The sequence below is a fragment of the Vreelandella olivaria genome (genome assembly GCF_023507745.1).
In the GTDB taxonomy this organism is placed as follows: Bacteria; Pseudomonadota; Gammaproteobacteria; order Pseudomonadales; family Halomonadaceae; genus Vreelandella; species Vreelandella olivaria_A.
Genome location: NZ_JALPZO010000114.1, coordinates 25,297 through 47,625 on the forward strand (window position 1 = coordinate 25,297; position 22,329 = coordinate 47,625).

Annotated in this window: 20 protein-coding genes and 1 riboswitch; of the genes, 9 read left to right on the forward strand and 11 right to left on the reverse strand. The window is 54.9% G+C overall.

Going from position 1 to position 22,329, the window contains the following annotated elements:
- Position 1: 1 nt before the first annotated feature.
- The 5 genes from HP566_RS11080 to HP566_RS11100 form a co-directional block, all read right to left on the reverse strand.
- Complete coding sequence (locus tag HP566_RS11080; protein WP_249977324.1) at positions 2–295, reverse strand: hypothetical protein; 294 nt, start codon at positions 293–295, stop codon at positions 2–4.
- Positions 296–402: 107 nt separating this feature from the next.
- Positions 403–2,343, reverse strand: coding sequence for a TRAP transporter permease (locus HP566_RS11085; protein WP_249977325.1), 1,941 nt, complete (start codon positions 2,341–2,343; stop codon positions 403–405).
- Positions 2,344–2,376: 33 nt separating this feature from the next.
- The gene (locus HP566_RS11090; protein WP_249977326.1) at positions 2,377–3,504 is read right to left on the reverse strand and encodes a TAXI family TRAP transporter solute-binding subunit; all 1,128 of its coding nucleotides are present in this window, start codon (positions 3,502–3,504) and stop codon (positions 2,377–2,379) included.
- A 92-nt stretch (positions 3,505–3,596) separates the two neighbouring features.
- The gene (locus tag HP566_RS11095) at positions 3,597–4,793 is read right to left on the reverse strand and encodes a CaiB/BaiF CoA transferase family protein (RefSeq protein WP_249977327.1); all 1,197 of its coding nucleotides are present in this window, start codon (positions 4,791–4,793) and stop codon (positions 3,597–3,599) included.
- A complete protein-coding gene (locus tag HP566_RS11100; protein ID WP_249977349.1) occupies positions 4,786–6,543 on the reverse strand; it encodes an acyl-CoA dehydrogenase family protein in 1,758 nt (585 codons plus the stop codon). Before HP566_RS11100 ends, HP566_RS11095 begins: the two co-directional genes overlap by 8 nt.
- 150 nt (positions 6,544–6,693) lie before the next feature.
- Between HP566_RS11100 and HP566_RS11105 the strand changes: the two genes are divergently transcribed.
- The 7 genes from HP566_RS11105 to HP566_RS11135 all read left to right on the forward strand — a co-directional run bounded on the left by HP566_RS11105 (position 6,694) and on the right by HP566_RS11135 (position 13,870).
- Positions 6,694–7,599: a LysR substrate-binding domain-containing protein gene (locus HP566_RS11105; protein WP_249977328.1), complete on the forward strand. Its 906-nt coding sequence runs from the start codon at positions 6,694–6,696 to the stop codon at positions 7,597–7,599.
- Between the two features lie 8 nt (positions 7,600–7,607).
- Complete coding sequence (locus HP566_RS11110) at positions 7,608–8,534, forward strand: LysR family transcriptional regulator (RefSeq protein ID WP_249977329.1); 927 nt, start codon at positions 7,608–7,610, stop codon at positions 8,532–8,534.
- A 126-nt stretch (positions 8,535–8,660) separates the two neighbouring features.
- On the forward strand, positions 8,661–9,695 hold the full coding sequence (gene dctP, locus HP566_RS11115) for a TRAP transporter substrate-binding protein DctP (RefSeq protein ID WP_249977330.1): 1,035 nt from the start codon (positions 8,661–8,663) through the stop codon (positions 9,693–9,695).
- A 71-nt stretch (positions 9,696–9,766) separates the two neighbouring features.
- On the forward strand, positions 9,767–10,258 hold the full coding sequence (locus tag HP566_RS11120; protein WP_249977331.1) for a TRAP transporter small permease: 492 nt from the start codon (positions 9,767–9,769) through the stop codon (positions 10,256–10,258).
- On the forward strand, positions 10,255–11,532 hold the full coding sequence (locus HP566_RS11125; protein WP_249977332.1) for a TRAP transporter large permease: 1,278 nt from the start codon (positions 10,255–10,257) through the stop codon (positions 11,530–11,532). The genes HP566_RS11120 and HP566_RS11125 overlap by 4 nt, the downstream gene beginning before the upstream one ends.
- Before the next feature lie 4 nt (positions 11,533–11,536).
- Positions 11,537–12,301, forward strand: coding sequence for a M15 family metallopeptidase (locus tag HP566_RS11130; protein ID WP_249977333.1), 765 nt, complete (start codon positions 11,537–11,539; stop codon positions 12,299–12,301).
- A gap of 69 nt (positions 12,302–12,370) precedes the next feature.
- Positions 12,371–12,461: riboswitch (glycine riboswitch) on the forward strand.
- Positions 12,462–12,628: 167 nt separating this feature from the next.
- Positions 12,629–13,870, forward strand: a complete 1,242-nt coding sequence (locus HP566_RS11135) for a D-amino acid dehydrogenase (protein ID WP_249977334.1) — start codon at positions 12,629–12,631, stop codon at positions 13,868–13,870.
- A gap of 242 nt (positions 13,871–14,112) precedes the next feature.
- Here the strand turns inward: HP566_RS11135 and HP566_RS11140 are convergent, their stop codons facing one another.
- Genes HP566_RS11140 through HP566_RS11155 form a run of 4 tightly spaced genes read right to left on the reverse strand, consistent with a single transcriptional unit; the run spans position 14,113 to position 17,207 of the window.
- Positions 14,113–14,910, reverse strand: a complete 798-nt coding sequence (locus HP566_RS11140; protein WP_249977350.1) for an amino acid ABC transporter ATP-binding protein — start codon at positions 14,908–14,910, stop codon at positions 14,113–14,115.
- 22 nt (positions 14,911–14,932) lie between these two features.
- Entirely contained in the window at positions 14,933–15,598 is a 666-nt protein-coding gene (locus HP566_RS11145) for an amino acid ABC transporter permease (RefSeq protein ID WP_249977335.1), read from the reverse strand.
- Between the two features lie 9 nt (positions 15,599–15,607).
- Positions 15,608–16,249, reverse strand: a complete 642-nt coding sequence (locus HP566_RS11150; RefSeq protein ID WP_249977336.1) for an amino acid ABC transporter permease — start codon at positions 16,247–16,249, stop codon at positions 15,608–15,610.
- Positions 16,250–16,304: 55 nt separating this feature from the next.
- Positions 16,305–17,207: a transporter substrate-binding domain-containing protein gene (locus HP566_RS11155; RefSeq protein ID WP_249977337.1), complete on the reverse strand. Its 903-nt coding sequence runs from the start codon at positions 17,205–17,207 to the stop codon at positions 16,305–16,307.
- 248 nt (positions 17,208–17,455) lie between these two features.
- Between HP566_RS11155 and HP566_RS11160 the strand changes: the two genes are divergently transcribed.
- Positions 17,456–18,943: a PLP-dependent aminotransferase family protein gene (locus HP566_RS11160; RefSeq protein ID WP_249977338.1), complete on the forward strand. Its 1,488-nt coding sequence runs from the start codon at positions 17,456–17,458 to the stop codon at positions 18,941–18,943.
- Positions 18,944–18,962: 19 nt separating this feature from the next.
- On the opposite strand, the gene HP566_RS11165 is transcribed toward HP566_RS11160, so the two are convergent.
- The gene (locus HP566_RS11165) at positions 18,963–20,306 is read right to left on the reverse strand and encodes an aspartate aminotransferase family protein (RefSeq protein WP_249977339.1); all 1,344 of its coding nucleotides are present in this window, start codon (positions 20,304–20,306) and stop codon (positions 18,963–18,965) included.
- 231 nt (positions 20,307–20,537) lie between these two features.
- On the opposite strand from HP566_RS11165, the gene HP566_RS11170 reads away from it, so the two are divergent.
- Entirely contained in the window at positions 20,538–21,299 is a 762-nt protein-coding gene (locus HP566_RS11170) for an SDR family NAD(P)-dependent oxidoreductase (protein ID WP_249977340.1), read from the forward strand.
- Positions 21,300–21,454: 155 nt separating this feature from the next.
- Here HP566_RS11170 and HP566_RS11175 read toward each other — a convergent pair whose 3' ends face one another.
- Positions 21,455–22,327: an NAD(P)-dependent oxidoreductase gene (locus HP566_RS11175; RefSeq protein WP_249977341.1), complete on the reverse strand. Its 873-nt coding sequence runs from the start codon at positions 22,325–22,327 to the stop codon at positions 21,455–21,457.
- Between the last annotated feature and the right edge of the window lie 2 nt (positions 22,328–22,329).

The following is a 22,329-nucleotide window of genomic DNA, read 5'->3' on the forward strand; positions in this document are numbered from 1 at the left end:
GTTACATCATTAGCCACGACAGGATAATCAGCGCCAGCACGATACGTACAATAGCGCCCAGCAGAGAGCCACGCAGTAGCGCCCGGATACCTCGCCACAGCAGCCACAGGCCCACCACCAGCACCAGAATACTGAAGAACGAAGCATTGATACCCAGCGAACGGCTCAGCCCATCAACGAACTCCTCCAGCGCACCAAAGAAGTTGGTAAAAATGGCTAACAGGAATTCCACCACCGTTCGGATAAGGTCGCCTATCACTTGCCCCACTTCATTAAAAAATCCGTTTGCCTGCATGGGTCTCGTCCATTGCTAAAAGGTTTTCGGCATTGTCAACGAATTTTGTGCCGGGGGCAAAGCAAAGCCACGATGTGCTGCCTGTGAGCAGGCTGCACACAGGCCATTCATTGTTTAAAAACGGATGGAGTTCCTCTCACAAGTGACTGTTTTTTAGAGTTCTCTTTAGTGCGCTGCAGTATGGCCACACTGTAACACACCAGGAGCGCTAAAAAGCCCACGACATCACTGATCCATTCGGGATAAATCATCAGCGCGGCTGGCACCAGTAGCGCGCAACGCATCACTCTTCCTACTGGGCCTATGCGATAGAGATACCCCTCCATTACTGCTGCCACCAACCAAATCGCTGTCATTGCAGTCAACGCGGATGCCAACACATTCATCAAAGAGCCCTGTAGAATTAGCGATGGGTTGAGTACGAATAAGAAGGGCAGTACGAATAACACACCGCCTAAACGCACCGCATGTAAGCTCGTATAAGTACTGCTAGCGCCAGCCACGCCAGCGGCCGTTATCGCGGCCAACGCAACAGGAGGGGTAATGTAAGAGAGCATGCCCCAGTATAGGATAAACAGGTGACTGCCAAGAGGATTAAGCCCGGCCCCGACCAGCGCTGGAGCAAGTAAAATAGAAAGAAAGATATAGCAGGCACTTACTGTCATCCCCATACCCAGAATAAAACTGGTCATCGCACCTGCGGCGAGCATTAGAGGAATACTGTCACCTGCGTACAGTAGCAGCTCCCGGGAGAAAGCACCTGCAACGCCCGTATACGAAAGCCCGCCTACCACTAACCCAATACCCGCCAACACGGCCACCAGGTTACCCACCCCGTGAGCCAGTTGATAGAAGAAATCCAACAACTGACTCAGGCGTAACCGCTGTTGGCGCCTGAACAAGGCAATGGCAAGTAGTACCAGCGTAGCGTAATAGGGGGCCTGGCTTTCCAGGCGCATTACCAACAGCATGTAGATCAATACTGCCAGACTGAGCAAATAGGGCCAGCCAGCAACCAGCGTGTCACGCACCCTGGGTATATCTTCGGCAGCCATTCCTTGCAAACCTTTCCGGGCAGCATAGTTATCCACCTGTAATAACAATGCCAGATAGAAGAGCAGTGCTGGCAGCAACGCGGCTATCATGACTTCTCCATAGCTCACACCAAGGAAGGACGCCATGATGAAAGCCACAGCCCCCATTACAGGCGGCATCAAGGTTCCACCGGTTGAGGCACACGCTTCAACCGCCGCAGCATACTCCCGTGAGTAACCACTGCGCTTCATGGCAGGAATGGTGATGGTGCCCGTCGTCAGGATGTTCGATACCGCGCTGCCAGATAAGCTACCCATGAAAGCACTGGAGACAACCGCCACTTTGGCGGGGCCACCCCGGCTGCGCCCCATCAAGGCGGTGGCGAAGTTCATAAAAAACTCACCACCCCCGGTAATAGTGAGCGCAATGCCAAACACGACAAAACCAATAATCAGATTGGCCACTACCTGCATCGGCACGCCGACGATGCTTTCTGCCCCCATTACATGGGCGCGTATTGTTTCACCTAAATCGAAACCGCTGCTCCATAGGAAACCGGGCATATAACCCGCGTAAAGGGGGTAAAGCCCAAATATCAGTGCGACGGCAAAAATTGCCCAGCCACCGCAACGCCTCACGCCCTCCAACACCAGCAGTATCATCATCGTTGCTACTAACGTGGCTTCCTGGGGAGCGAAGTACTCCCACCCCTGCTGAGTCATACGCAAGCCATTCAGGCCAAGGTAGATGGCGCCCCCAAGGGCCGCGCTTGCCAGTATCCAGTCATACCAGGGCAGTTGCCCAGCATCAGCTTTACGTGCAGGAAAGATCAGTAAGGCTGCCGACAGAAACAGACCAATCAAATAATAGATAAAGGCATTACCGATCGGATAAAAACCAAGCAATTGAAGGGCAAATGTCTGGTTGATCGTCATTAACAGGCCAATGGCCCCCAACCCCATGACGACCCACCGAGCCACCCCACCCAAACGCTCTGGACTTGCGTTGCTCATGGCTATGCTCCCATTTAAGCACCCATCTGGCTGTTAAAGCTCGTCAAGTACCTGTTGACGACGAGCTTCCCAGTGTTCCGCTAGTGCTTCACCTGCCAGGTCGGGCTCTTCTTCAAGCACATCATCCCAAGCAGCTTTGAGCGCTTCCAAACGGGCCAAACGGGCATCATTCCACGCCTGCATGTCATCGCTCCACAGCCCTTTCTCTTCCATATAGCGGATGGCACCAGAGTGGAAAGGGATATCAATGGGAGGTACACCGGCATCCTCAATGGCCCAGCGATGAATAGCAGCGGTCGCGTCACGGTAAAGATCATAGCTCTCATCCAGCCCCTTGATGAGCTGATACACCTCCTCTTCATCACGCTCGGCCATAGCAACGATGATGGGGTAACGATAAGCCAACATATTGGCGGGGCTATCTTCAGAAAGCCCAGCACCTATCACTTCCTGGAACGGCTGGAAGACAGGAGCCACCTGGTTCATTCGCGCCCAACCCTCCTCATCATCCGCAGGAATATTGACCCAACGAATGCCTCGGGATGACTCTTCCAGTTCGTATAGCTGACTGGCCGTCGTGGTGGTACAGGTAGCATCGGCCCTGTTTTCGACCAGCGAACTCATGGCAGCCCCATGAGTGGGAAACATCACGGCATCAACATCATCGCGGCTCAGTCCTGCAAACGCTAAAATTGCATCGCACTTAACGTTTACTGAGGGGTTGCCAGCCACATAGGCGACCCGCTGCCCCCGTAAGTCCCCAAGCGACTGGATATCAGCATCAGCCGCTGATGGCACCCCAAATGTTGAAGGTCGCCCTGCCACAGCCCTAAGGTCTTGCGGCCCCCAGCGACGCTCACTGAAATCGTAAATACCTTCAGTGGCAAAAAAAGACTCTGTCGCTAAAAAGGCGTAGTCAGCGCGCCCACTCACCAGTGGCTGTAGCCGACCAATGGCTGAACCTGCGGGTTGGATACGAATACGGGTGTTATAAGCCCGGCCAAAGGCATCAGCAATCGCCGATGCTTCTGAGTGACCCTGGGCGCCCACATCGTAGGCTGTCCATGTCATGGTGTTGGGAAGCTCTGCGGCGGAAGCTGTGCCTGCAAAAACGACAAAAGCTGCAGAGATCAGGCCATTAGCCAAGTATGTGCGTGTCATGGGTTGTGCTCTCATGTTGTGTTGTTATTAGTAGCATTCGCTTTATTAACTGTTGTTTAAAAAGGGGCCTGGCCGGGGAGTTCCGTCACGGGTTAAACCACCGGCACATCAGGTAGTACGCCCTTTATTCTCAACTGTTCGATTTGTTGTTGCGTGAGCCCGGCTTCAAACAGAATAGCGTCGGTATGTTCGGCAAAGCGGGGCGGGGGCATCGCATAGCATGATGGTGTGCGGGTCAGCTTGATTGGTGAGCCAGTTCCCTGATACCGCCCAATTCTCACGACCATGTCGCGATGCTGGGTATGCGGATGAGTCAACGCCTGTGAGGTATCAAGTACTGGTCCGCAGGGAACACCGGTGCGCATCAGTTGATCAGCCAATTGCTCACCTTCCCAATGCGCCATAGCGCTTTCCAGCACTTCACGTAAAGCCTCACGGTTCTCCAGGCGCACTCGATTACTGGCAAAGCGCTCATCTTCGGCAACGAAGCGACACTCAAGCAGCTCGCATAAGCGGACAAACTGGACATTGTTGCCTACCGCCAGAAAAATCGGCTGCGTAGCAGTACGATAAACTTCATAAGGGGCAATATTCGGATGTTCATTGCCGGTTCGGCGTGGTTGAGAACCGCCATAGAAAACGTTGGGAAAGTGGGGGTGCATCAACGACAGTCCTGAATCGAACAGTGCCGCCTCCACAAACTGCCCCTGACCACTGCGTGTGCGCTCATGGAGTGCCAGGGTAATGCCGATAACAGCATTCAGCCCCGTTACGATATCCACAATGGGCAACCCTACCCGCAATGGGTCACCGCCTTTTTCGCCATTGACGCTCATCAGGCCCGCCATCGCCTGTATAATCGCATCGTAGCCTGGTAAACCACCCATGGGGCCATCAGCACCGAAACCACTGATACGGCATTGAATCAAACGTGGAAAGCGCTCGCTCAGGGTGTGGTAGCCCAACCCCCACTTCTCAAGTGTTCCTGGCTTGAAGTTTTCGACCAGAACATCCGCGCCTTCCAATAACTGAAGCAGTAGTGCTTTACCATCGGGATGACGAAGATCCAGCGCCATCCCCCGCTTGCTACGGTTCAAACCGTGAAAGTAGGAAGCGGCATCTCCCTCAAAGGGTGGCCCCCAGCCGCGGGTTTCATCGCCACTGGGCGGTTCAATCTTGATCACATTCGCACCATAATCACCCAGCACCTGTGTGCAGTAAGGTCCTCCCAGCACTCGGCTCAGGTCAATGACTTTGACACCGTTCAGTGCTCCATCTGGCTTATCCATGGGCCACCTCCACACCGTGCATGTGGGCCAGCTCAGTAGTGTTCGCCAAGGCGTCTACCTGCTCAGCACTCATGGGCGTTTCAGCAAGCAACTGTGCTAACGCCTCGGTTGGCTCACGATGTATCGCCAATGGGTCAGTCGGCGATAATTTGTGACGCACAACGAGCCAGGCGAATGCCAGCCGACGTTTGTCATCCTGAAGTTGCGAGGCTTCCCACGCCAACAGAATGGCCGACGTTATATGATACAAACCAGTGGCGATCCGCCGTGCCTCTCGCTCACAGCCAGCGTCCAGCACAAGCGCTTCTGCACTGCCAGCCGCTTTATTGAGCACCCCCTCCAACAGTCGGCGTTCATGGCCCTGTAATGCCAACGCCTGTAGCCGCTGGTGTAGATAATCAGTCAGCACTGGGAGCGTCTGCTCCCGCCGGATTGAGCGGAATACATCCAGTGCAACGATATTACTGGTACCTTCCCATATGGACCCCAGATGTGCATCACGAAGCACTCGGGCATCCGACCACTCTTCGATATAACCACAACCGCCCCGCACTTCCATGCCATCACCCGCCACCTTGCGTGCATCCCGGGTGGTACGAAACTTGATCATCGGCGTTAGAATACGCAGCAACCTGGCCGCCTGCAGGTCGCCAGCATCGGCACGCCGCAGGCACTCGGCAGTATGCAGAACCATGGTACGTGCCTGTTCAGCAGTCACCATCATCTTACTGAGCTGGCGCTGCATAAGCGGTAACTGAACAAGCTGCTTTCCAAAGGCATGGCGATGACGTGCGATATATAACGCTTCATTGACAGAACGTCGCATCAACCCCGCCGAACGAACGCCGTTGGATAGTCGCGACATATTGATCATATCGGTCATCTGTTTGAAGCCCTGCCCCGGCTCACCCACCACATAAGCCTCGGCTCCCTCCAGTAGAATCTCCCCACTGGCCATTGAGCGGGTGCCCATCTTTTCCTTGAGGCGCACAATACGGTAGTGATTAAGCTCACCGTTTTCCAATTGTCTGGGCAGTAGAAATAGCGTCAGGCCTCGCGTTCCCTGCTGACTACCTTGCGGGCGCGCCAACACCATTGCCAGTGCAGCATCTGGGTTGGAGCAAAACCACTTATCGCCATAAAGACGCCACTTACCGTTTACCAGCCTGGCTTCGGTGGTAATCGCGCCAACATCAGAACCCGCATCCTGCTCAGTCATGAACATGGCGCCCTGATAAGCCTGCTCCATATCCTGAGAGGTCAACGCATTAAGGTAGCGATTGACCAGCTCTTCATTGCCAAATTTACGCAACGTACGAGTCAGAGCATCCGTCATGCTGAGCGGGCAGCAGAGTCCAAACTCCGCCTGCACGAACAAATACGTCAGCGCGTACTTCACCATAGGCGGCATGGGTTCTGGCCAGCCAAGCACTCCCCCGCGGTGAGACATAGCCGCCAGCCCAAACTGACCATATGCGTAAGCTTCTAACCGTTGATACGCTGGGTGCTTGCGGATTGCCTGAGACTCAGCACCATTTCGGCGCCGGAGCACCAACTCTGGCGGGTGTTTATCTGCCTCAAGCGCCAGCGACTCAAGCTCCCCACCAGCCAGTTCACCCATTTGGGCGAAATAAGGCTCCACATGCCGCCGCAGCGATACTGGCAGATAAATATCGAGAAGCTGTGCGAGGCTAGGGTCAAGATAGTAGCTATTCTGCCCCCAGGAATCGGGAATATTACGATGGATCATTTCGCTCACAGCGAGTACCTCTTGGACTTATTATAGGTTTTATCGTCACATTAGGCGGGCAATTGCGGCGTTTCCAATACTGATTTGGGATTCATTGATACACTTTTAGGTATGATTGACTGACTACACAAGCCAAAAAGGAGTTGAACGGTGGCGCTAACCTTCAGGCAATTGCGCTATTTTCTTGTGCTTTCGGAAGAGCTGCACTTTGGCCGGGCAGCCAACCGGCTGCATATCTCCCAACCTCCTCTTAGCGCCAGCCTGCGGCAACTGGAAGAGGAGCTGGGAGTACGTTTACTGGAGCGTAATAGCAAGCGTGTAGCAATGACGCCAGCAGGGGAGGCTTTTCAAGGTCAAGCACGTCGCATCATTGAGCAAATAGAGGATTCACAAACGCTGGTACAACGGATTGCCTCAAGTGCCACAGGGTTAGTGCGAGTCGGTTTTACTCCCGCCATGCTCTTTCGCGGTTTACCGGAATTACTCAAAACGCTTCAATCCCGCTACCCCGGCATTGAAATTCAGTTAATCGAGCGTAACTCCGCCGACCAGGTACAGGCAGTAACACAAGAGCATCTCGATTTAGGATTCATACACTCAATGCCGCTGCCCGAATGTATCGAGTCGGTGACATTGTCAGATGAACCCTTTCTCTGCTGCCTCCCCACTCATCACCACCTGGCTGCCCGGCGCAGTTTAGCGGTCAGGGAGCTGGCCAATGAATCCGTCATACTGTTTGGTCGCGATCTTGCCCCCCATTATTACGACCGTATTATTAGTCTTTTCCATCATGTCGATGTTGAGCCGCAGATTAGTCATGAAGTATCCCACTGGTTGACCATTCTGGCTTTGGTAGCCAATTCGATGGGCGTCGCCCTGGTGCCCCAATCTCTCGCCAAGTCTGGATTTTCGGATGTCAGTTTCCTACCACTTAACGACTCCAGCACCCGCCATCAGTCGCACTGTATCTGGCAACGGGATACCCAACACGAAAGCCGGGACTTATTGATAAACTGCTTACATGAGCAATTGCAGATTCAACTTCACCAGGCATAACCAACAACATGCTCAATCAACGTGCGTTAACCTATCTGAATGAAGTCATCCGACGTGGCTCGCTGCGCCGTGCTGCGGCCTATCTTGATGTTGACGCTTCAGCATTAAGCCGCCACATCAAAACCCTGGAGGAGGAACTGGGTATTCAGCTGTGTGAGCGGCATGGTGGTGGCATGCGGGCAACTCAGGCAGGCCAGTTGCTGGTACAGCACTTTCATGCTCAGCGTGCTCAGGAAGAGGCTGTGCTTTCCCAGTTAATGGAAATGCAAGGGCTGACCCGTGGCGATGTACGTATTGCAGTGGGAGAGGGGTTTATTGCCGACCTGATCGCCGCACCGCTGGGGGTATTCATGTCTACGTTCAAAGATATCAATGTTGAAATACGTATGGCAGGCGTCAACGAAGCAATGTCCTTGGTGAAAGAGCGCGAAGTAGACCTGGCCCTACTATATGCCCCACCCGTGTCGCCTTACTTGTGGTCTCATGTGGAAACCCGCCAACCTCTGGATCTGATCGTTCCTCCCAACCACCCTTTGTGCCAGCTTAAGCGCCCTCTTGGACTGGGTGACCTTGATGGCTTCCCTCTGGGGCTGATGGGCAACCCTTTTGGTATGCGCCAGATGGTCAATATGGTTGCCCATCAGGAGCGCATTCACCTTGAAGCACGTTTGAGCACGAATTCCGTGGCGGTACTCAAGAACTTTGTACGTTCAGGCATAGGTGTCACCTTTATGCCGGAACTAACCGTAACCGATGAAATTCAACGGGGGGAAATCCGCGCTTTACCCATGAAATATCCTGTACTTAATGGCGCGCGCGCCCAGATTGTCAGTTTAAAAGGGCAGGATCTTACTGTCGCCGCCAGCACCTGCGTTGCTCACTTACAAAACGGGATGCGCTTCTTTTCTGCGGATGCCCCCAGGTTGTTGCAATAAAGTCCACACTTCGGGTATTGCATAGTCAACACCTCAATACATAGTCTTTCAGGATGTCGTTCAAATAACGCTAATAAAGCAGACTAAGCGCCTTGTAGCTCACGACAATAAACCAGGAGACTTCATATGCTATTTCATCGTTTTGCTGTTAAACCTCTTATTTCAGCCTGTTTGATCGGCTATGCCCTACAGGCCGGTAGTGTCTTTGCTGCCACGACGATCAACTTGAGCTATAACGGCGCCCCGGATCCGGAAAAAAATGCCGTACATGTCTTTGCCACTAACCTAAAAGAGCTGGTTGAAGACAAGACCAACAATGAAATCGAAATCCAGCTTTTCCCTAACAGCATGCTGGGGAGCGAAGAGGACCGGATGGAGCAGACCATGAGTACACCGATGCTCAATGTCGCTTCGTTTGCAGGCGTTTCTCCACTCGTTGACGAGATTTTCGTCAGTGCCATTCCCTTCCTGTTCGATGATTTTGATGCCGCTCGCAGCTTTTTCGATGAGGGCGAGTATTGGCAGGACATCAGCCATGCGCTGCATGAACGTGCCGGGATCGACATGCTGGCAGTCGTGGAAGAAGGGGGATTCCTGGCATTTACCAATAACAAAGTTCCCATTACCCACCCGGATGATTTTGCGGGTTTGCGCTTCCGTGCAATGGACCCCAGCCAGGTGGCTCTTTACGAAGCGTTTGGCGCATCTGGCACACCGATTCCCTGGACAGAAACCTACATGGCCCTGCGTACTGGCGTTGCTGATGGGCAGATGAATCCGCCAATGTACATTATCCTCGGCAGCCTCTATGAAGTGCAGGAATACCTGACACTCGCCAATATCCAGTACTCCAACCAGTTCCTGGTCGGTAACAGCGAGATGATCGCCAGTTGGGATGACGATCTGCGGGATGCGTTTCTGGAAGCGGTCGCCGAAGCCAACCACAATGCCCGTGAGCATAACGAAACTCAGGTAGATGCGCGTATCGCCCACCTGGAGGAACTGGGTATGGAAGTTATCCGCCCCTCTGAAGATGATCTGACCGCCTTCAGAGAAATTGGGCAACCCGCCTATCTCACCTGGCTGGAAGAACGGGGTATTGAGCAGCGCTGGATTGATATGGCACTGGAAGATGCCGGCATGAGTGATCTGCTCGATTAACAACGCCCACCACCGTTGCCATACAGGGCTGGTGACCACTGGCCCTGCTCTCTGTACTTAATGGAACTGCCATGCTGAATACGCTTCGATGCCGGCTACTGGCTATCAGCCGGCCCATCACCTTAACACTGGCAGGGGCCCTGCTGACGATCAATGTCGCCGCTATCCTATTCGGTGTTTTTGCCCGCTACGTGGTAGGGGGAGCCCCTATCTGGACAGATGAACTCTCCCGCTTTCTGATCATCGCGACCGTCATGCTGGCAGCGGGAGCTGTGTGGGCAGAAGGGGGACATATGCGCGTTGGGCTGCTGGAAAAACTGCTGCCAACGCCCTTCGCCCGGCTGCTAAACCTGTATCAATGGGTGCTCACCCTGTTACTGGCGCTGGGAGGAAGTTGGGTCAGCTATCGCTATGCGCTGTCGGTCAGCATGTTTACCACATCGGGGCTGGGCATCAGCCGAACGGTACCGCTGTTATCCCTCCCCATCGGCTTCTTACTACTGGCGTGGTACGTGCTGCTCTATGGCCCGGCCCCGCTCAAAACCCTGGAGGAAAGCGCATGACCCTTACTATGCTGGGTGTTTTTCTCGCCCACGTATTGCTGGGGCTGCCGCTGTTCCTGGCGCTTTTAACCACTGCGTTTGTCGGCTTTCTGTTTGTTGATCCATCGATGATTCCCCGCATGATGCCCCAGCAATTCTTTGGGGGAATCAATGTCTTTTCACTGATGGCTATCCCCCTGTTCATACTGGCGGGCAACCTGATGAACGTCAGTGGCTTGACAGAACGTTTAATGGGATTGGCACGTTTAATGGTCGGTCACCTGCGTGGCGGTATGGGCCACGTTAATGTGGTGTCGAGCGTATTCTTCGCGGGCGTTAATGGCTCAGCCGTCGCCGACACCTCTGCTTTGGGCTCGCTCCTGGTACCAGCAATGGAGAAGGAGGGTTACTCACGCGCCTTTGCTGCGGGGCTGACGGCAGGCAGTTCATTAATAGGGCCAATCATACCTCCCAGTATCTTCATGATTCTGTATGCCTCACTCACCAACACCTCGGTGGGCGACCTGTTTCTGGCCGGTATTGTCCCTGGGCTACTGCTTGGCATTGCCTTTATGGGGATGAATGCCTGGTATGCCTGGCGCCATCAATTACCAAAAAGCGGCAACCTGCCCTCTGTCAGGCAACTGGGCCTTGCCTTTGTGGCCGCCCTCCCGGCCCTGGTAGCCCCGTTCATCATTGTGGCGGGCATTGTGCTTGGCTTTGTCACCCCAACAGAATCGGGCGCGCTAACCGCACTGTACGTGGGGTTATGCGGTGCGGTGCTGGGAGGGTTACGCATTAAGGACTGCTGGAAAGCCATCATGGATACCGCACGACTCACCTCGGCCATTTTCCTGATCATGGCCGCTTCAGCGACCATCAGCTGGCTGCTCTCTTACGCCCAGGTGCCTGCACAGTTTGTCACCCTGCTCTCCCCTTATGTGGATAATAGCGTCGCTATTTTGCTGCTCCTCAGCATCATTACCTTTATTACCGGCATGTTCATGGAAGAGGTATCGGCCCTGATGCTGCTAACGCCAATTTTTGCCCCTGTGGCCATGATGGCAGGTATCGATCCGGTCCACTTAGGCGTCATCATTACCCTGAATATTACGATTGCACTGATTACTCCGCCCATGGGCGCCTGTGTCTTCGTAGCCGCCGCCGTCAGCCGGTTGGAAATCGTGTCACTGTTCAAAACCATCTGGCCTTTCGTGCTGACGGCTATTGGCGTACTCATCCTGCTAATCATCTTCCCTTCATTGGCGCTTTGGCTGCCAAACAGTGTTGGATAGGACAATGCCACTACGTTCAACCTACGCGACCACTCTCTCCCCCATCCCCAGCCTACCGGCTCCCGATTGGGAGAAGGTGCGTTGTCTGCCCATCACCGATAATGGTGAGCGCTTACTGCCCCTGAGCCTTGCGCCTGCCCCCATCCGGGTTTATCCCGCCTATGCACGCCTTGGTATACCGGGGGCCATTGGCGAGTGTTTTGTTCGTGAGGGTGTCTACCGTGCCTTGTTGGCAGCGGCACGCAGCCTTCCCGCCGGCATCGGCATTATCGTGCTGGATGGCTGGCGCCCCTGGCGGATTCAGCAGTATCTATTCGAAACCTTGCAGGAGGCTATTCGCAGCCGCCACCCTACGCTCACTGAAGACGAATTACTGGTACGTACCCGTGAATTCGTGTCGATACCCAGCCGTGCGCCCAACGCACCAAGCCCGCATCTAACGGGAGGTGCTGTCGATGTTACGTTATGCGATGAAGACGGTATTCCCCTGGATATGGGCACGCTGTTCGACGAAGCCTTACCGGCTTCTCATACCGACTATTTCGAGCTACTAACGGAACTTACACCGCAACAACGCCAGGCACGGGACCACCGACGTTTGCTCTACCACGTCATGCAGGCACAGGGGTTTACCAATCTGCCCAGTGAGTGGTGGCATTACGACTTGGGCGACCAGCTATGGGGGCACTACGCCGGCAAGCCGGGTGTTCACTACGGCCCTGCGGAGCTGGATACCATAGAAAATCGCTGGCGAAGACAGCTGGGATAATGCTTGATGCGCCCACCACGACCTTTGCCGCATTGCCAAATGTTCTGTTAAACGATCAGATGTGATACATATGCCTTAGCGGGAGAGACTGGTGCCAGCCACCAGCGCCGAAGGAGCAACGACCCCGGAAACTCTCAGGCCACCGGACCGCTATTGCCACCAGTAAGTTCCGAAGAGCGGCTGATGACTGCGTCACTCAGCCCACCGAAGGAGCAAGCGCCTCATAATTGATGCGTGAATCTCTCAGGTTCCATGACGGAAGGGGTACCCCCAGCCATTGCGATGGCTGGGAGTATGGCCCGACGCTCATACAACCTGGAGAGAAGCATGCAACGCATTGCTGTTATTGGCGGTGGAATCACCGGCATTACCAGCGCTTACGCCCTGGCGAAGCGCGGTTTCGACGTTACTGTCTTTGAAAAACACCGCTATTCGGCGATGGAGACCTCCTTCGCCAACGGCGGCCAGTTATCGGCATCGAATGCGGAAGTGTGGAACCACTGGCCAACGGTGATAAAAGGGCTCCGCTGGATGCTGAAACGTGACGCCCCGCTGTTGGTCAACCCACGCCCTAACTGGCATAAGCTCAGCTGGTTTGCTGAATTTATCGCCTCAATCCCCCGTTATGCAGACAATACAGAGGCAACCGCCCGGCTGGCTATTGCCGCCCGGGAACATCTGTTTCAGTGGGCACAGGACGAACAGATTGAGTTCGACCTTAAACAGCAAGGGATTTTGCATATCTACCGTGATAAAGCAGGCTTTGACCACGCTGCGCGGGTATCACAATTACTGGCCAAGGGCGGGCTTGAGCGCCAGGCGGTAACTGCCGAAGAGATGCGGACCATCGAACCGACACTGGCAGGTACTTATTACGGCGGATTCTATACCCAAAGTGATGCCACCGGTGATATTCACAAGTACACCAACGGCCTGGCTCAAGCGGCAGCCAAGCGCGGCGTGCAGCTTAACTATGGGCACCATATTAAGGATATCGGTGCGGATGAAACCGGCGCCTGGGTCAGCGCGGAAGCTGGGGGTGAGTGTGTTCGCCAACGCTTTGATAACGTAGTGGTCTGTGCCGGTATCGGCAGCCGCGCCATTGCCGCCAAGCTGGGTGACCGCGTCAATATTTATCCAGTCAAAGGTTATTCGATCACCGTGCATTTGGATGATGCAGCCTCCCAGCAGGCCGCTCCTACGGTAAGCCTCCTGGACGACGAAACAAAGCTGGTTACCAGTCGGCTGGGTAATGATCGTTTTCGGGTGGCAGGGACCGCCGAATTTAACGGCGCCAACCGCGATATTCGCGACGACCGCGTTCAGCCACTGGTGCGTTGGGTAGAAGCGTGCTTCCCTGGCGTCAGCACCCAACGGGTGGTGCCCTGGGCAGGGCTACGGCCAATGCTGCCTAATATGATGCCCAAGGTGGGCGTAGGCCGCTTACCCACCGTTTTCTATAACACTGGCCACGGCCATCTGGGATGGACACTCTCCGCCATTACTGCGGAAATGCTGGCGGATGCCATGGACACCTCACAAGAGGCAGCGCTGGCCGCCACCCGTTAACCAACATCGCAAAGGGGCCAACAGGCCCCTTGAGGTTCATGACAAACTTTCTTGCCATCATTTTTAACATCATCTGAATCAACCCGTAGCGGGGGTCTTTCGCCATGGATGGCGAAAGTAGCGCCCATGGAGGGGTCCACAGCGCCCCCGCCAAGGGTTGTTCGGATGGCGTAATCAGCAGAAAAATACTTTGTCAGCAGTCTCAAGGGGCCAATAGGCCCCTTTGTTATAGAGTTACCCAATTAGGCAGTGGGCGCTTCCAACTCTAAAAAGCGTCTTACCCGGTCTGTTTTGGGGGTAACAAAAAACTCTTCAGGCGGAGATTTTTCAATAATGATGCCTTTATCCAGAAACACCACCTGATCGGACACCGCACGGGCAAACTCCATTTCATGAGTGACAATCACCATGGTGTAGCCCTCTTTTGAAAGGTCTTTGATCACCGCCAGCACTTCACCCACCAATTCCGGGTCAAGCGCCGAGGTGGGTTCATCAAACAGCATCACCTTTGGCTGCATAGCCAGCGCACGGGCAATGGCAACCCGCTGCTTTTGACCGCCGGAAAGCGTATAGGGAAAGGCATCACATTTATGCGCCATCCCGACCTTTTCCAGCAGTGCCATAGCACGCTCTCCTGCCTCTGCCTTACTGCACCCCTGCACATGAATCGGCGCTTCGGTCACGTTGCGCAACACGCTTAAATGAGGCCACAGGTTAAAACTCTGGAACACCATCCCCAGGCGAGAGCGCATTCCGGCTAGCTCGCGTCGTGACATTGGCTTACCGGTGTCGCTCATACCAATGCGGTCACCGGCAATGTGAATTTCACCCCGATCCGGCGTTTCCAGCCAGTTAATACAGCGCAGCAGGGTGGATTTACCTGAGCCGGAGGAGCCTAATATGCTCACAACCTCCCCAGGTGCCACTTCCATCGACACATCACGCAGCACTTCCGTGCCGTCAAAGCTTTTCGATACGCCCCGAATACTCACTGCCGCCGCCACTACAGATGTATCTGCGGTTTCCGCTACGCTGACCATCGTTGTTTCACTGGTTGCTGGCTCATGCATTGTTAAACCCTCGCTTGGCGCCAAAACGGCCGATGATCTTGATCCCCTGTTCAAGCCCAATGCTAATCAACCAATAAAAACCAATGACCACAATAAATGCCTCCATGGGGATAAAATAGGTACTCGACAGGCTGTTGGCCGCAGCCGTCAGCTCGCGCACGGTAATAATGACCAGAAACGCAGTATCCTTAAGCAGGATAATCAGTTGATTGCCGATTAATGCACGGGCACTCAGCACCAGTTGCGGCAGCACAATGCGTAAATACATACCTGGCATGGAAAAGCCCTGGGCAATGGCGGCTTCCACCTGTCCAGCGGGCAGTGTCAGCCTGCAACCGCGCAGAATCTCGGCAAAATACGCACCGTGATAGCTCACCAAAGCGATCATGCCGGCCTGCCAGGCACTCAACCGAATGCCCGTGCTGGGCAACCCGTAATAAAGCAAATAGGCCAGAATCAGAAACGGCAGCATACGCATACCGTCAATAAAGATTCGCAAAGGCACCCGTAGGCGTGGACGGGAGCCTTCCAGAAGAAAAACGATGCCGCAGCCCGCCAGAAAGGCCAGCACCGCTGACATGCCAAATAGTTGCAGTGTGGTATAGAAGCCGTTAAGAAACACACCTCTGGAATCCCACAGAATTTCCCAGTTGCTCATTGTGACTCCTTACACTGCCAGGCGGTTGGCTTTGCGCTCAGCTATTCGCTGCAACCACACCAATAGGCTGATGATGCCCATATAAATCACCGCCGCAGCCAGAATGGGGGGAAGTGGATCGTAGGTAACCGCTGAAATCCGGTTGGTTACCCGGGTTAGATCCACAATGCCGATCACAGCGATGGCCGGGCTGCCCTTAATCAAAAACGACATTTCGTTAACCAGACCGGGCAGGCTGGTGATGGTAATTTGCGGCAGCATAATGCGGCGAAAATAGATCCAGGGTGTCATCCCTATTGCCATAGCCGCCTCCCGCTGCTCCTTGGAAAAGTTATTGAACGCCGAACGCCATATTTCGGCATTGAAGGCGGTGGTATTCAGCGTTAACGCCAGAATGCCCGCCACATTACGGTTGAGATGAATCCCCATGGTCGGGGCGGTGAGAAAGATAAACAACACCAGCGTCACCAGCGGCGTGGCGCGCGCGATACTGATATAAAGCCCAAGCACTTGATGAACGACAGGGATTCGTGCCAGGCGCACCAGAGCGACCAGCAGCCCCAATACCACCCCAATGGCAATGGACGTTGCGGAAATCCACGCGGTGGTCCACGCCCCCTGCATCAGCATGCCCCATGCACTGCTGTCCATTCGCACCCCTCCTTGTTACCTTGAAACCGGCTGCCTTAGGCAGCCGGCGCACTACTTACATGCCCGCCATTTCGTGGAACTCTTCGACGGTGGTAATCGGAGTGGTGGGAAGGTCATCAAAGGATTCGCCAAACCAGGTTTCCTGAAGCTCGGCCAGGCGCCCTGAATCGCGCAGGTGATCCAGAAATTCGGTAATGTAAGCGAGTAGCTCCGGGCTGCTTTTGGGCATGGGCCACGCCATAAACCCTGGGCCAGACACCGCCTGCCCGGCTTCAAATACATCGGGCCGTTCACGAATCAAATCATTCACCGGCACAATCGAGTTGATTACGTAGTCCACACGGCCATTGGCCAGATCGGCATAGATTTCCGGGTATGCTTCGTACTCAACGACTTCACCTAACGTGCCACCACTTTCTGCCAGCATCACCTCCAGCTCAGGCAGCCGCGATAGCAGTGCGCTGCCCGCTTGTACGCCTACCGTCATACCGCTGAGGTCTTCAATACTATTGATGCGGTCATCACCTGCCCGCTTGATGTAAAAGTGCTGGGCTGAGGCAAACGGCGGCGCGAAGTTAAACACCCGCAAGCGCTCATCGGTAACCGACGCGCCGGTTAGTGCCATGTCATACTGGCCTGACGATACCGAGGCCAATAGCCCTGTCCAGGGCAGGATATCCTGACGCACGTCAAAATCGGCATACTCCTCCAACTCAATCAGGATATCTTTGATAAAGCCATCAGGGTCACTACCACTCATAAAGTTAAAGGGTGCGTAGTTGTCTTCAGTGGCAACGCTCAAATAACCACGACTCTCAATTTCGGGTAAATCCGCCGCTGCCGCTGGAAGTGCCATGCCCACCAGCACTCCGATGCTCACTGCCGTGGCCGTCACAAACCGCTGACAGGCACGGGCCTGAGTTTTGATTAACGCGGGTAATAACACTTTCTGTTTCATTGCCTGAGACTCCCAGAGTAAATAAACAACCTGCCAGCCAAGCAGCTGTTGTTACACATTGTTGGCTGGATGCTAAAGCTGTCTTTACCCTAGGTTTTTCTGTTCCAGGCGATTAGAGCCAGTTCCTTTAAATTAAAAGGACAGTTAGCCAAAGAGAAACTGGCACAAAAACTGCTACGACTCTATGTATCTGTTCATTAGCGTGGCCTTTCCCCTGGATTAGCGGCAAGAGGCCTGAGGAGCATTTCATGACAACGCTTTGTCTTGACGTTAACCCAGACGCCGCTATGTGCCTGCAAGAACAACTGCGCGCCACACTGCTTGAAGCTATCCGGTTGGGCAGTTTGCCGTGCGACGATGCGCTCCCTTCCTGCCGCAAGCTTTCCCAGCAACTTGGTATTTCCCGCAATACGGTCGCCATTGTTTATGAAAAGCTGGTTGAAGATGGTTATCTGATTAGTCGCCCACGCAGTGGTTATTATCTACACCCAGATTACTGCGAGGCCAATTCGCCGCTACTATCACAATTACCCGTCTTAACTGACTCAACTGACAACCAGCAAATTGCACCAAACTGGCACAAACGCATTATTCAGCGCCCTACTAACTATCAGGGCATTCTTAAGCCCGGTAACTGGTCTGACTATCCCTACCCCTTTATTTATGGGCAACTGGATACACGCCTTTTTCCACTTGCCCAATGGCGCGATGTATCGCGGCGGCTGCTCAGCTCCCAACGGGATAAACCCTGGCTTCGCGATCGTATCGACCAGGACGACCCACTGCTGATAGAGCAGTTGCGCAAACGTATCCTGCCGCGACGGGGCATTTTTGCCCGCCCAGACGAAATCCTGATCACCATGGGCACCCAGAACGCGTTGTTTCTGATCGCCCAGCTGCTTTTCCACCGAGGCACTCGCGTCGCCCTGGAGTCGCCGGGTTATCGCGAAGCGCTAAACGTATTTGCACAGCACGGTGCCAGCATGCAACTGCAGCCCATGGACGCAGAGGGGATGTGCCTTGAAGGCTCCCAACAGTGCAACTATCTCTATGTCATGCCCAGTCATCAGGTGCCTACGGGCATCACGATGAGCCGAGCCCGCCGCAAGGCGCTGCTGGCACAGCTTCCTCACCGCGATCAGATCGTCATTGAGGATGACTACGATGCGGAAATCCACGGTGACCAGTTCGCCCTGCCTGCACTTAAAGCGAGCGCTCAAAGTGCACGCATTATTTATATGGGCAGCCTCTCCAAGGCACTCTCACCTGGGCTACGTATGGGGTATGTGGTCGCCGATGCGGAGCTAATCGACGAATTACGGGCGTTGCGGCGACTCATGTACCGCCACCCACCCGCCGCGTTACAGCACCAGTTGGCACAGTTTATCGCCCAGGGCTATTACGAATGTTATCTCAAACACCATGTGGATGAGGTCGACCGGCGGCGGGATGCCATGCGCAGTGCCATAGAACAGGCGCTACCAGGGTGTCAGAACCATAGTAGCCAGCGTTCCAGCGCGTTCTGGCTGGAGGCCGGTCAAGAGGTCGATACCCAACGCCTTGCATGGCATGCCGCTCAGCGTGGCGTACTGATTGAGCCTGGGTTTCAGCACTTCTTCGATGCTGCACCGCCCCGCCGCTTTTTCCGCCTGGGGTTTGGTGCCATCGGCTTTGAGCGCATCCCTCCAGGCTTACAGCGCCTTGGGCTGGCTTACGACCACGCCCTTAGCCACTAACTCTCAATCAGCTCAACCGCTAACGGGTGGCAGCGTAACGTGTCAGCACCCGGTCGAGTATCTCCAGGCCCTCTTGAACCTCTGCCGGCGTAACCACACAGGGAGGCACAATATGCAGCCGGTTTTCCACCGTGAAGACCAACAGCCCCTCGTCCATCAGCAACTGCTTCAAGGTGAGCACTTCGCTACCCGGCAGTGGGATTTTGCGCACAGGATCGCTTACCAGTTCAAGCGCATGAAAGACGCCTACCCCCCGCCACTCGCCTATTAACGCGTGCTGCTCAGTCAACTGTTTAAGCCCCTCCGCTAGCGGGCCGTTACCCACACGGGCGGCATTCTCGACAACGCCCTCTTCCTCCATGGCATCCAGGGTGGCCACAATAGCGGCCATCGCCAATGGGTGGCCGGAATAGGTCAGCCCACCGACAAACAGGTGGTCATCGAAATAGCGCGAAATCGCATCGGCAATCACCACCCCACCTGCGGGCACATACCCCGAGTTAACGCCCTTGGCGAACACAATCAAATCCGGCACCACCTGATAATGCTCGAAGGCAAACCAGCGCCCGGTGCGGCCAAAGCCCGCCATTACCTCGTCAAGAATCAGCACAATGCCAAACTCATCGGCCAACTGCCGCACCCCTTGTAGATAGGCCTTTGGTGGCAACAGAATCCCCGCCGTGCCGGGAATGGTTTCCAGCAAAATGGCGGCCACGGCATTGGCACCTTCGCACTCAATGACACGACGCAGGTGGGCTAGCGCCCGCTCACACTCTTCATCTTCATTGCGTGCCCAGAACTCACTGCGATAAAGGTAAGGGTTGAAGAAGTGCACATGCCCACTGGCATATTCGTTAGGCACACGCCGCCAATCCCCGGTAGCGGAAATCGCAGCGCCGGTATTACCATGGTAAGAACGATAAGCGGAAAGCACCTTCGTGCGCCCGGTATACAGACGCGCCATACGGATGGCATTCTCGTTGGCGTCAGCACCCGCATTGGTAAAAAACACCTTGCTGAAACCGGCCCCCGCTTTTGCCACAATACGCTTGGCCGCCTCACCACGCGCCAGGTTGGCATGGGCTGGTGAGATGGTGCAAAGACGCGCTGCCTGAGCTTGAATGGCGCTCACCACACGGGGATGTTGATGGCCAATGTTGGTATTCACCAATTGACTGCTAAAGTCCAGGTAGGTACGCCCTGCAAAGTCCCACACCCGGCAACCTTCGGCACCGGCAATCACCATAGGGTCTAAACTGCCTTGTTGGGACCAAGAGTGAAAAACATAACGGCGATCCAGTTGATGCACATACGCATTATCCTGATCGTTGGCAGCGGTGGTCATTGCAGTCGCATTTGTCATCTTAAGAAGTTCCTGGGTAAGTCGTTTAAAACCGTGTACTGACCAGACTAGGGATTTCTACCTGACAAGCTATAGGGCCAGTCATTACACACCCACAGGACAGAGGATGTCCCATACGGCTTGCTGAACTGGCCCTAAACGCTCAGCAACACACTGCGTACAGTGGCATTATTGACATTTACTCACCCCCACACGATGCATTAATTCTGTGTACTTCAAGGAGATACCTTTATGCCAAGCGTACTGATCACAGGAGCAACCTCTGGTTTTGGCAAAGCGGCTGCCCGGCGATTTGCCGAGGCTGGCTGGTCATTGATTTTGACAGGGCGCCGTGAAGAGCGCCTTAGCGCCTTGCAGGAGGAGCTGTCCTCTCAGGTACCGGTCCTGACGTTGGCGCTGGATGTTCGCGACAGCGAGGCAGTCAGCCAGGCCATTAGTCACCTGCCTGATACCTTTCTGCCTCTCACCTGCCTGATTAATAACGCGGGGCTGGCACTGGCACCGGAGCCTGCCCAGCAGGTGGCGCTTCAGGATTGGCACACCATGATTGATACGAATATTACCGGGCTGGTCAACGTGACCCATGCAGCACTGCCGCTGCTACTGTCCCAAGGGGAAGGGGCCAGCATCCTGAACCTTGGGTCGGTGGCAGGGCAGTGGCCCTACCCAGGAGGGCATGTTTATGGGGCTTCAAAAGCGTTTGTGCAGCAGTTCAGTTATAATCTGCGTTGCGATCTGTTAGGCACGGGAGTGCGAGTTACCGACCTTGCACCCGGCATGGCGGAAACGGAGTTCACCCTGGTAAGAACGAAAGGTAACCAGGCCGCGTCGGATGCCCTTTACCGTGGCACCACCCCACTCCAGGCCGAAGACATTGCCGAACAGCTTTACTATCTGGCCACGCTGCCCCCGCATATCAATATCAACCGTCTGGAAATCATGCCTGTGCGTCAGGCATGGTCGCCCTTTGCCGTTGACCGGGATCCTCAATAAGCCTCAGGCTCTCCTCAACTGCTACAGCGATGCGACCAGGTCATTGCAACACTCCCCCTGAAGCATGACGTGGTCGCATAGCAGCGCGTCAGCCAGATAACGTGCTGATGAATACACAGGATGGCACCTGTTATCGCGATGCTGACAAACAACCGTCACCGACGCTCCAGCACTCCAATTAACTCTGGAATCAGCAGGCATTGATCATCAACAGAGTCATACAGGCTGCTCACCGCTTGCGCGACTCCACCCTCGACCGCAAGCTCATCGGCCATGGTTTGGTAATAGCCCAAATCCTTACTGGCATTAGCCAGGCTAAAGCGAAACCCGGAAGGGTCCTCATCCGAGATATAGGGGCGTAAACGTTCCAGAATCACCCCGCCGCCACCTCCAGCGCCAAGCACTTCCAGCAACGCGGTGTTGGAGATGCCCGCTTTACGGGAGGCGGCGGTTGCCTCTGCCAATACCGCTGAGAAGCCTAACGAAACAAAGTTATGCACTAATTTGAGGGTGTGCCCCGCCCCCACATCGCCCGCATGGGCAATGTTTTCGGCAAAACACTGCAGCAGTGGTAATGTCTCGTCAAACAGCGCTTTAGGCGCTCCTACAATCAGGTTCAACCGCCCCTCGGCGGCCTCCTTGGGAGTTCGCGTCATGGCGGCATCCATAAAGCGTCCTCCCGCATCGGCAACCTGGGCGGCCACCTTCACAGTGGAGCTGGGCAGCGCAGTGGAGCAGTCAACCACCACACCGTCCTGTGTTAGACCTTCCAACACCCCACCCGGCTCAAAGAGCACCGACTCGACCTGGGGCGACCCCGTGACACACAAAATCACCACCTCCGCGCGCTGGGCAACCTCCTTGCCAGAGCTCAATATGGTGGCCCCTGCCGCCAGCAAGTCATCTACAGGTTGATTACCGGGATGTTCCAGAAAGCTAACGTGATGGCCCGCCCGGAGCAAACTGCTGGCAATGCCATGGCCCATCAGGCCAACGCCGATGATGCCTACCTGGCGTACTGTTGTCATTG

What these genes read in the sequence shown, in the direction of transcription:
- HP566_RS11080 (WP_249977324.1), bottom strand. Translation starts at nt 295, where the DNA reads ATGCAGGCAAACGGATTTTTTAATGAAGTGGGGCAAGTGATAGGCGAC.
- HP566_RS11085 (WP_249977325.1), bottom strand. Translation starts at nt 2,343, where the DNA reads ATGAGCAACGCAAGTCCAGAGCGTTTGGGTGGGGTGGCTCGGTGGGTC.
- HP566_RS11090 (WP_249977326.1), bottom strand. Translation starts at nt 3,504, where the DNA reads ATGACACGCACATACTTGGCTAATGGCCTGATCTCTGCAGCTTTTGTC.
- HP566_RS11095 (WP_249977327.1), bottom strand. Translation starts at nt 4,793, where the DNA reads ATGGATAAGCCAGATGGAGCACTGAACGGTGTCAAAGTCATTGACCTG.
- HP566_RS11100 (WP_249977349.1), bottom strand. Translation starts at nt 6,543, where the DNA reads ATGATCCATCGTAATATTCCCGATTCCTGGGGGCAGAATAGCTACTAT.
- HP566_RS11110 (WP_249977329.1), top strand. Translation starts at nt 7,608, where the DNA reads ATGCTCAATCAACGTGCGTTAACCTATCTGAATGAAGTCATCCGACGT.
- dctP (WP_249977330.1), top strand. Translation starts at nt 8,661, where the DNA reads ATGCTATTTCATCGTTTTGCTGTTAAACCTCTTATTTCAGCCTGTTTG.
- HP566_RS11120 (WP_249977331.1), top strand. Translation starts at nt 9,767, where the DNA reads ATGCTGAATACGCTTCGATGCCGGCTACTGGCTATCAGCCGGCCCATC.
- HP566_RS11125 (WP_249977332.1), top strand. Translation starts at nt 10,255, where the DNA reads ATGACCCTTACTATGCTGGGTGTTTTTCTCGCCCACGTATTGCTGGGG.
- HP566_RS11130 (WP_249977333.1), top strand. Translation starts at nt 11,537, where the DNA reads ATGCCACTACGTTCAACCTACGCGACCACTCTCTCCCCCATCCCCAGC.
- HP566_RS11135 (WP_249977334.1), top strand. Translation starts at nt 12,629, where the DNA reads ATGCAACGCATTGCTGTTATTGGCGGTGGAATCACCGGCATTACCAGC.
- HP566_RS11140 (WP_249977350.1), bottom strand. Translation starts at nt 14,910, where the DNA reads ATGGTCAGCGTAGCGGAAACCGCAGATACATCTGTAGTGGCGGCGGCA.
- HP566_RS11145 (WP_249977335.1), bottom strand. Translation starts at nt 15,598, where the DNA reads ATGAGCAACTGGGAAATTCTGTGGGATTCCAGAGGTGTGTTTCTTAAC.
- HP566_RS11150 (WP_249977336.1), bottom strand. Translation starts at nt 16,249, where the DNA reads ATGGACAGCAGTGCATGGGGCATGCTGATGCAGGGGGCGTGGACCACC.
- HP566_RS11155 (WP_249977337.1), bottom strand. Translation starts at nt 17,207, where the DNA reads ATGAAACAGAAAGTGTTATTACCCGCGTTAATCAAAACTCAGGCCCGT.
- HP566_RS11160 (WP_249977338.1), top strand. Translation starts at nt 17,456, where the DNA reads ATGACAACGCTTTGTCTTGACGTTAACCCAGACGCCGCTATGTGCCTG.
- HP566_RS11165 (WP_249977339.1), bottom strand. Translation starts at nt 20,306, where the DNA reads ATGACAAATGCGACTGCAATGACCACCGCTGCCAACGATCAGGATAAT.
- HP566_RS11170 (WP_249977340.1), top strand. Translation starts at nt 20,538, where the DNA reads ATGCCAAGCGTACTGATCACAGGAGCAACCTCTGGTTTTGGCAAAGCG.
- HP566_RS11175 (WP_249977341.1), bottom strand. Translation starts at nt 22,327, where the DNA reads ATGACAACAGTACGCCAGGTAGGCATCATCGGCGTTGGCCTGATGGGC.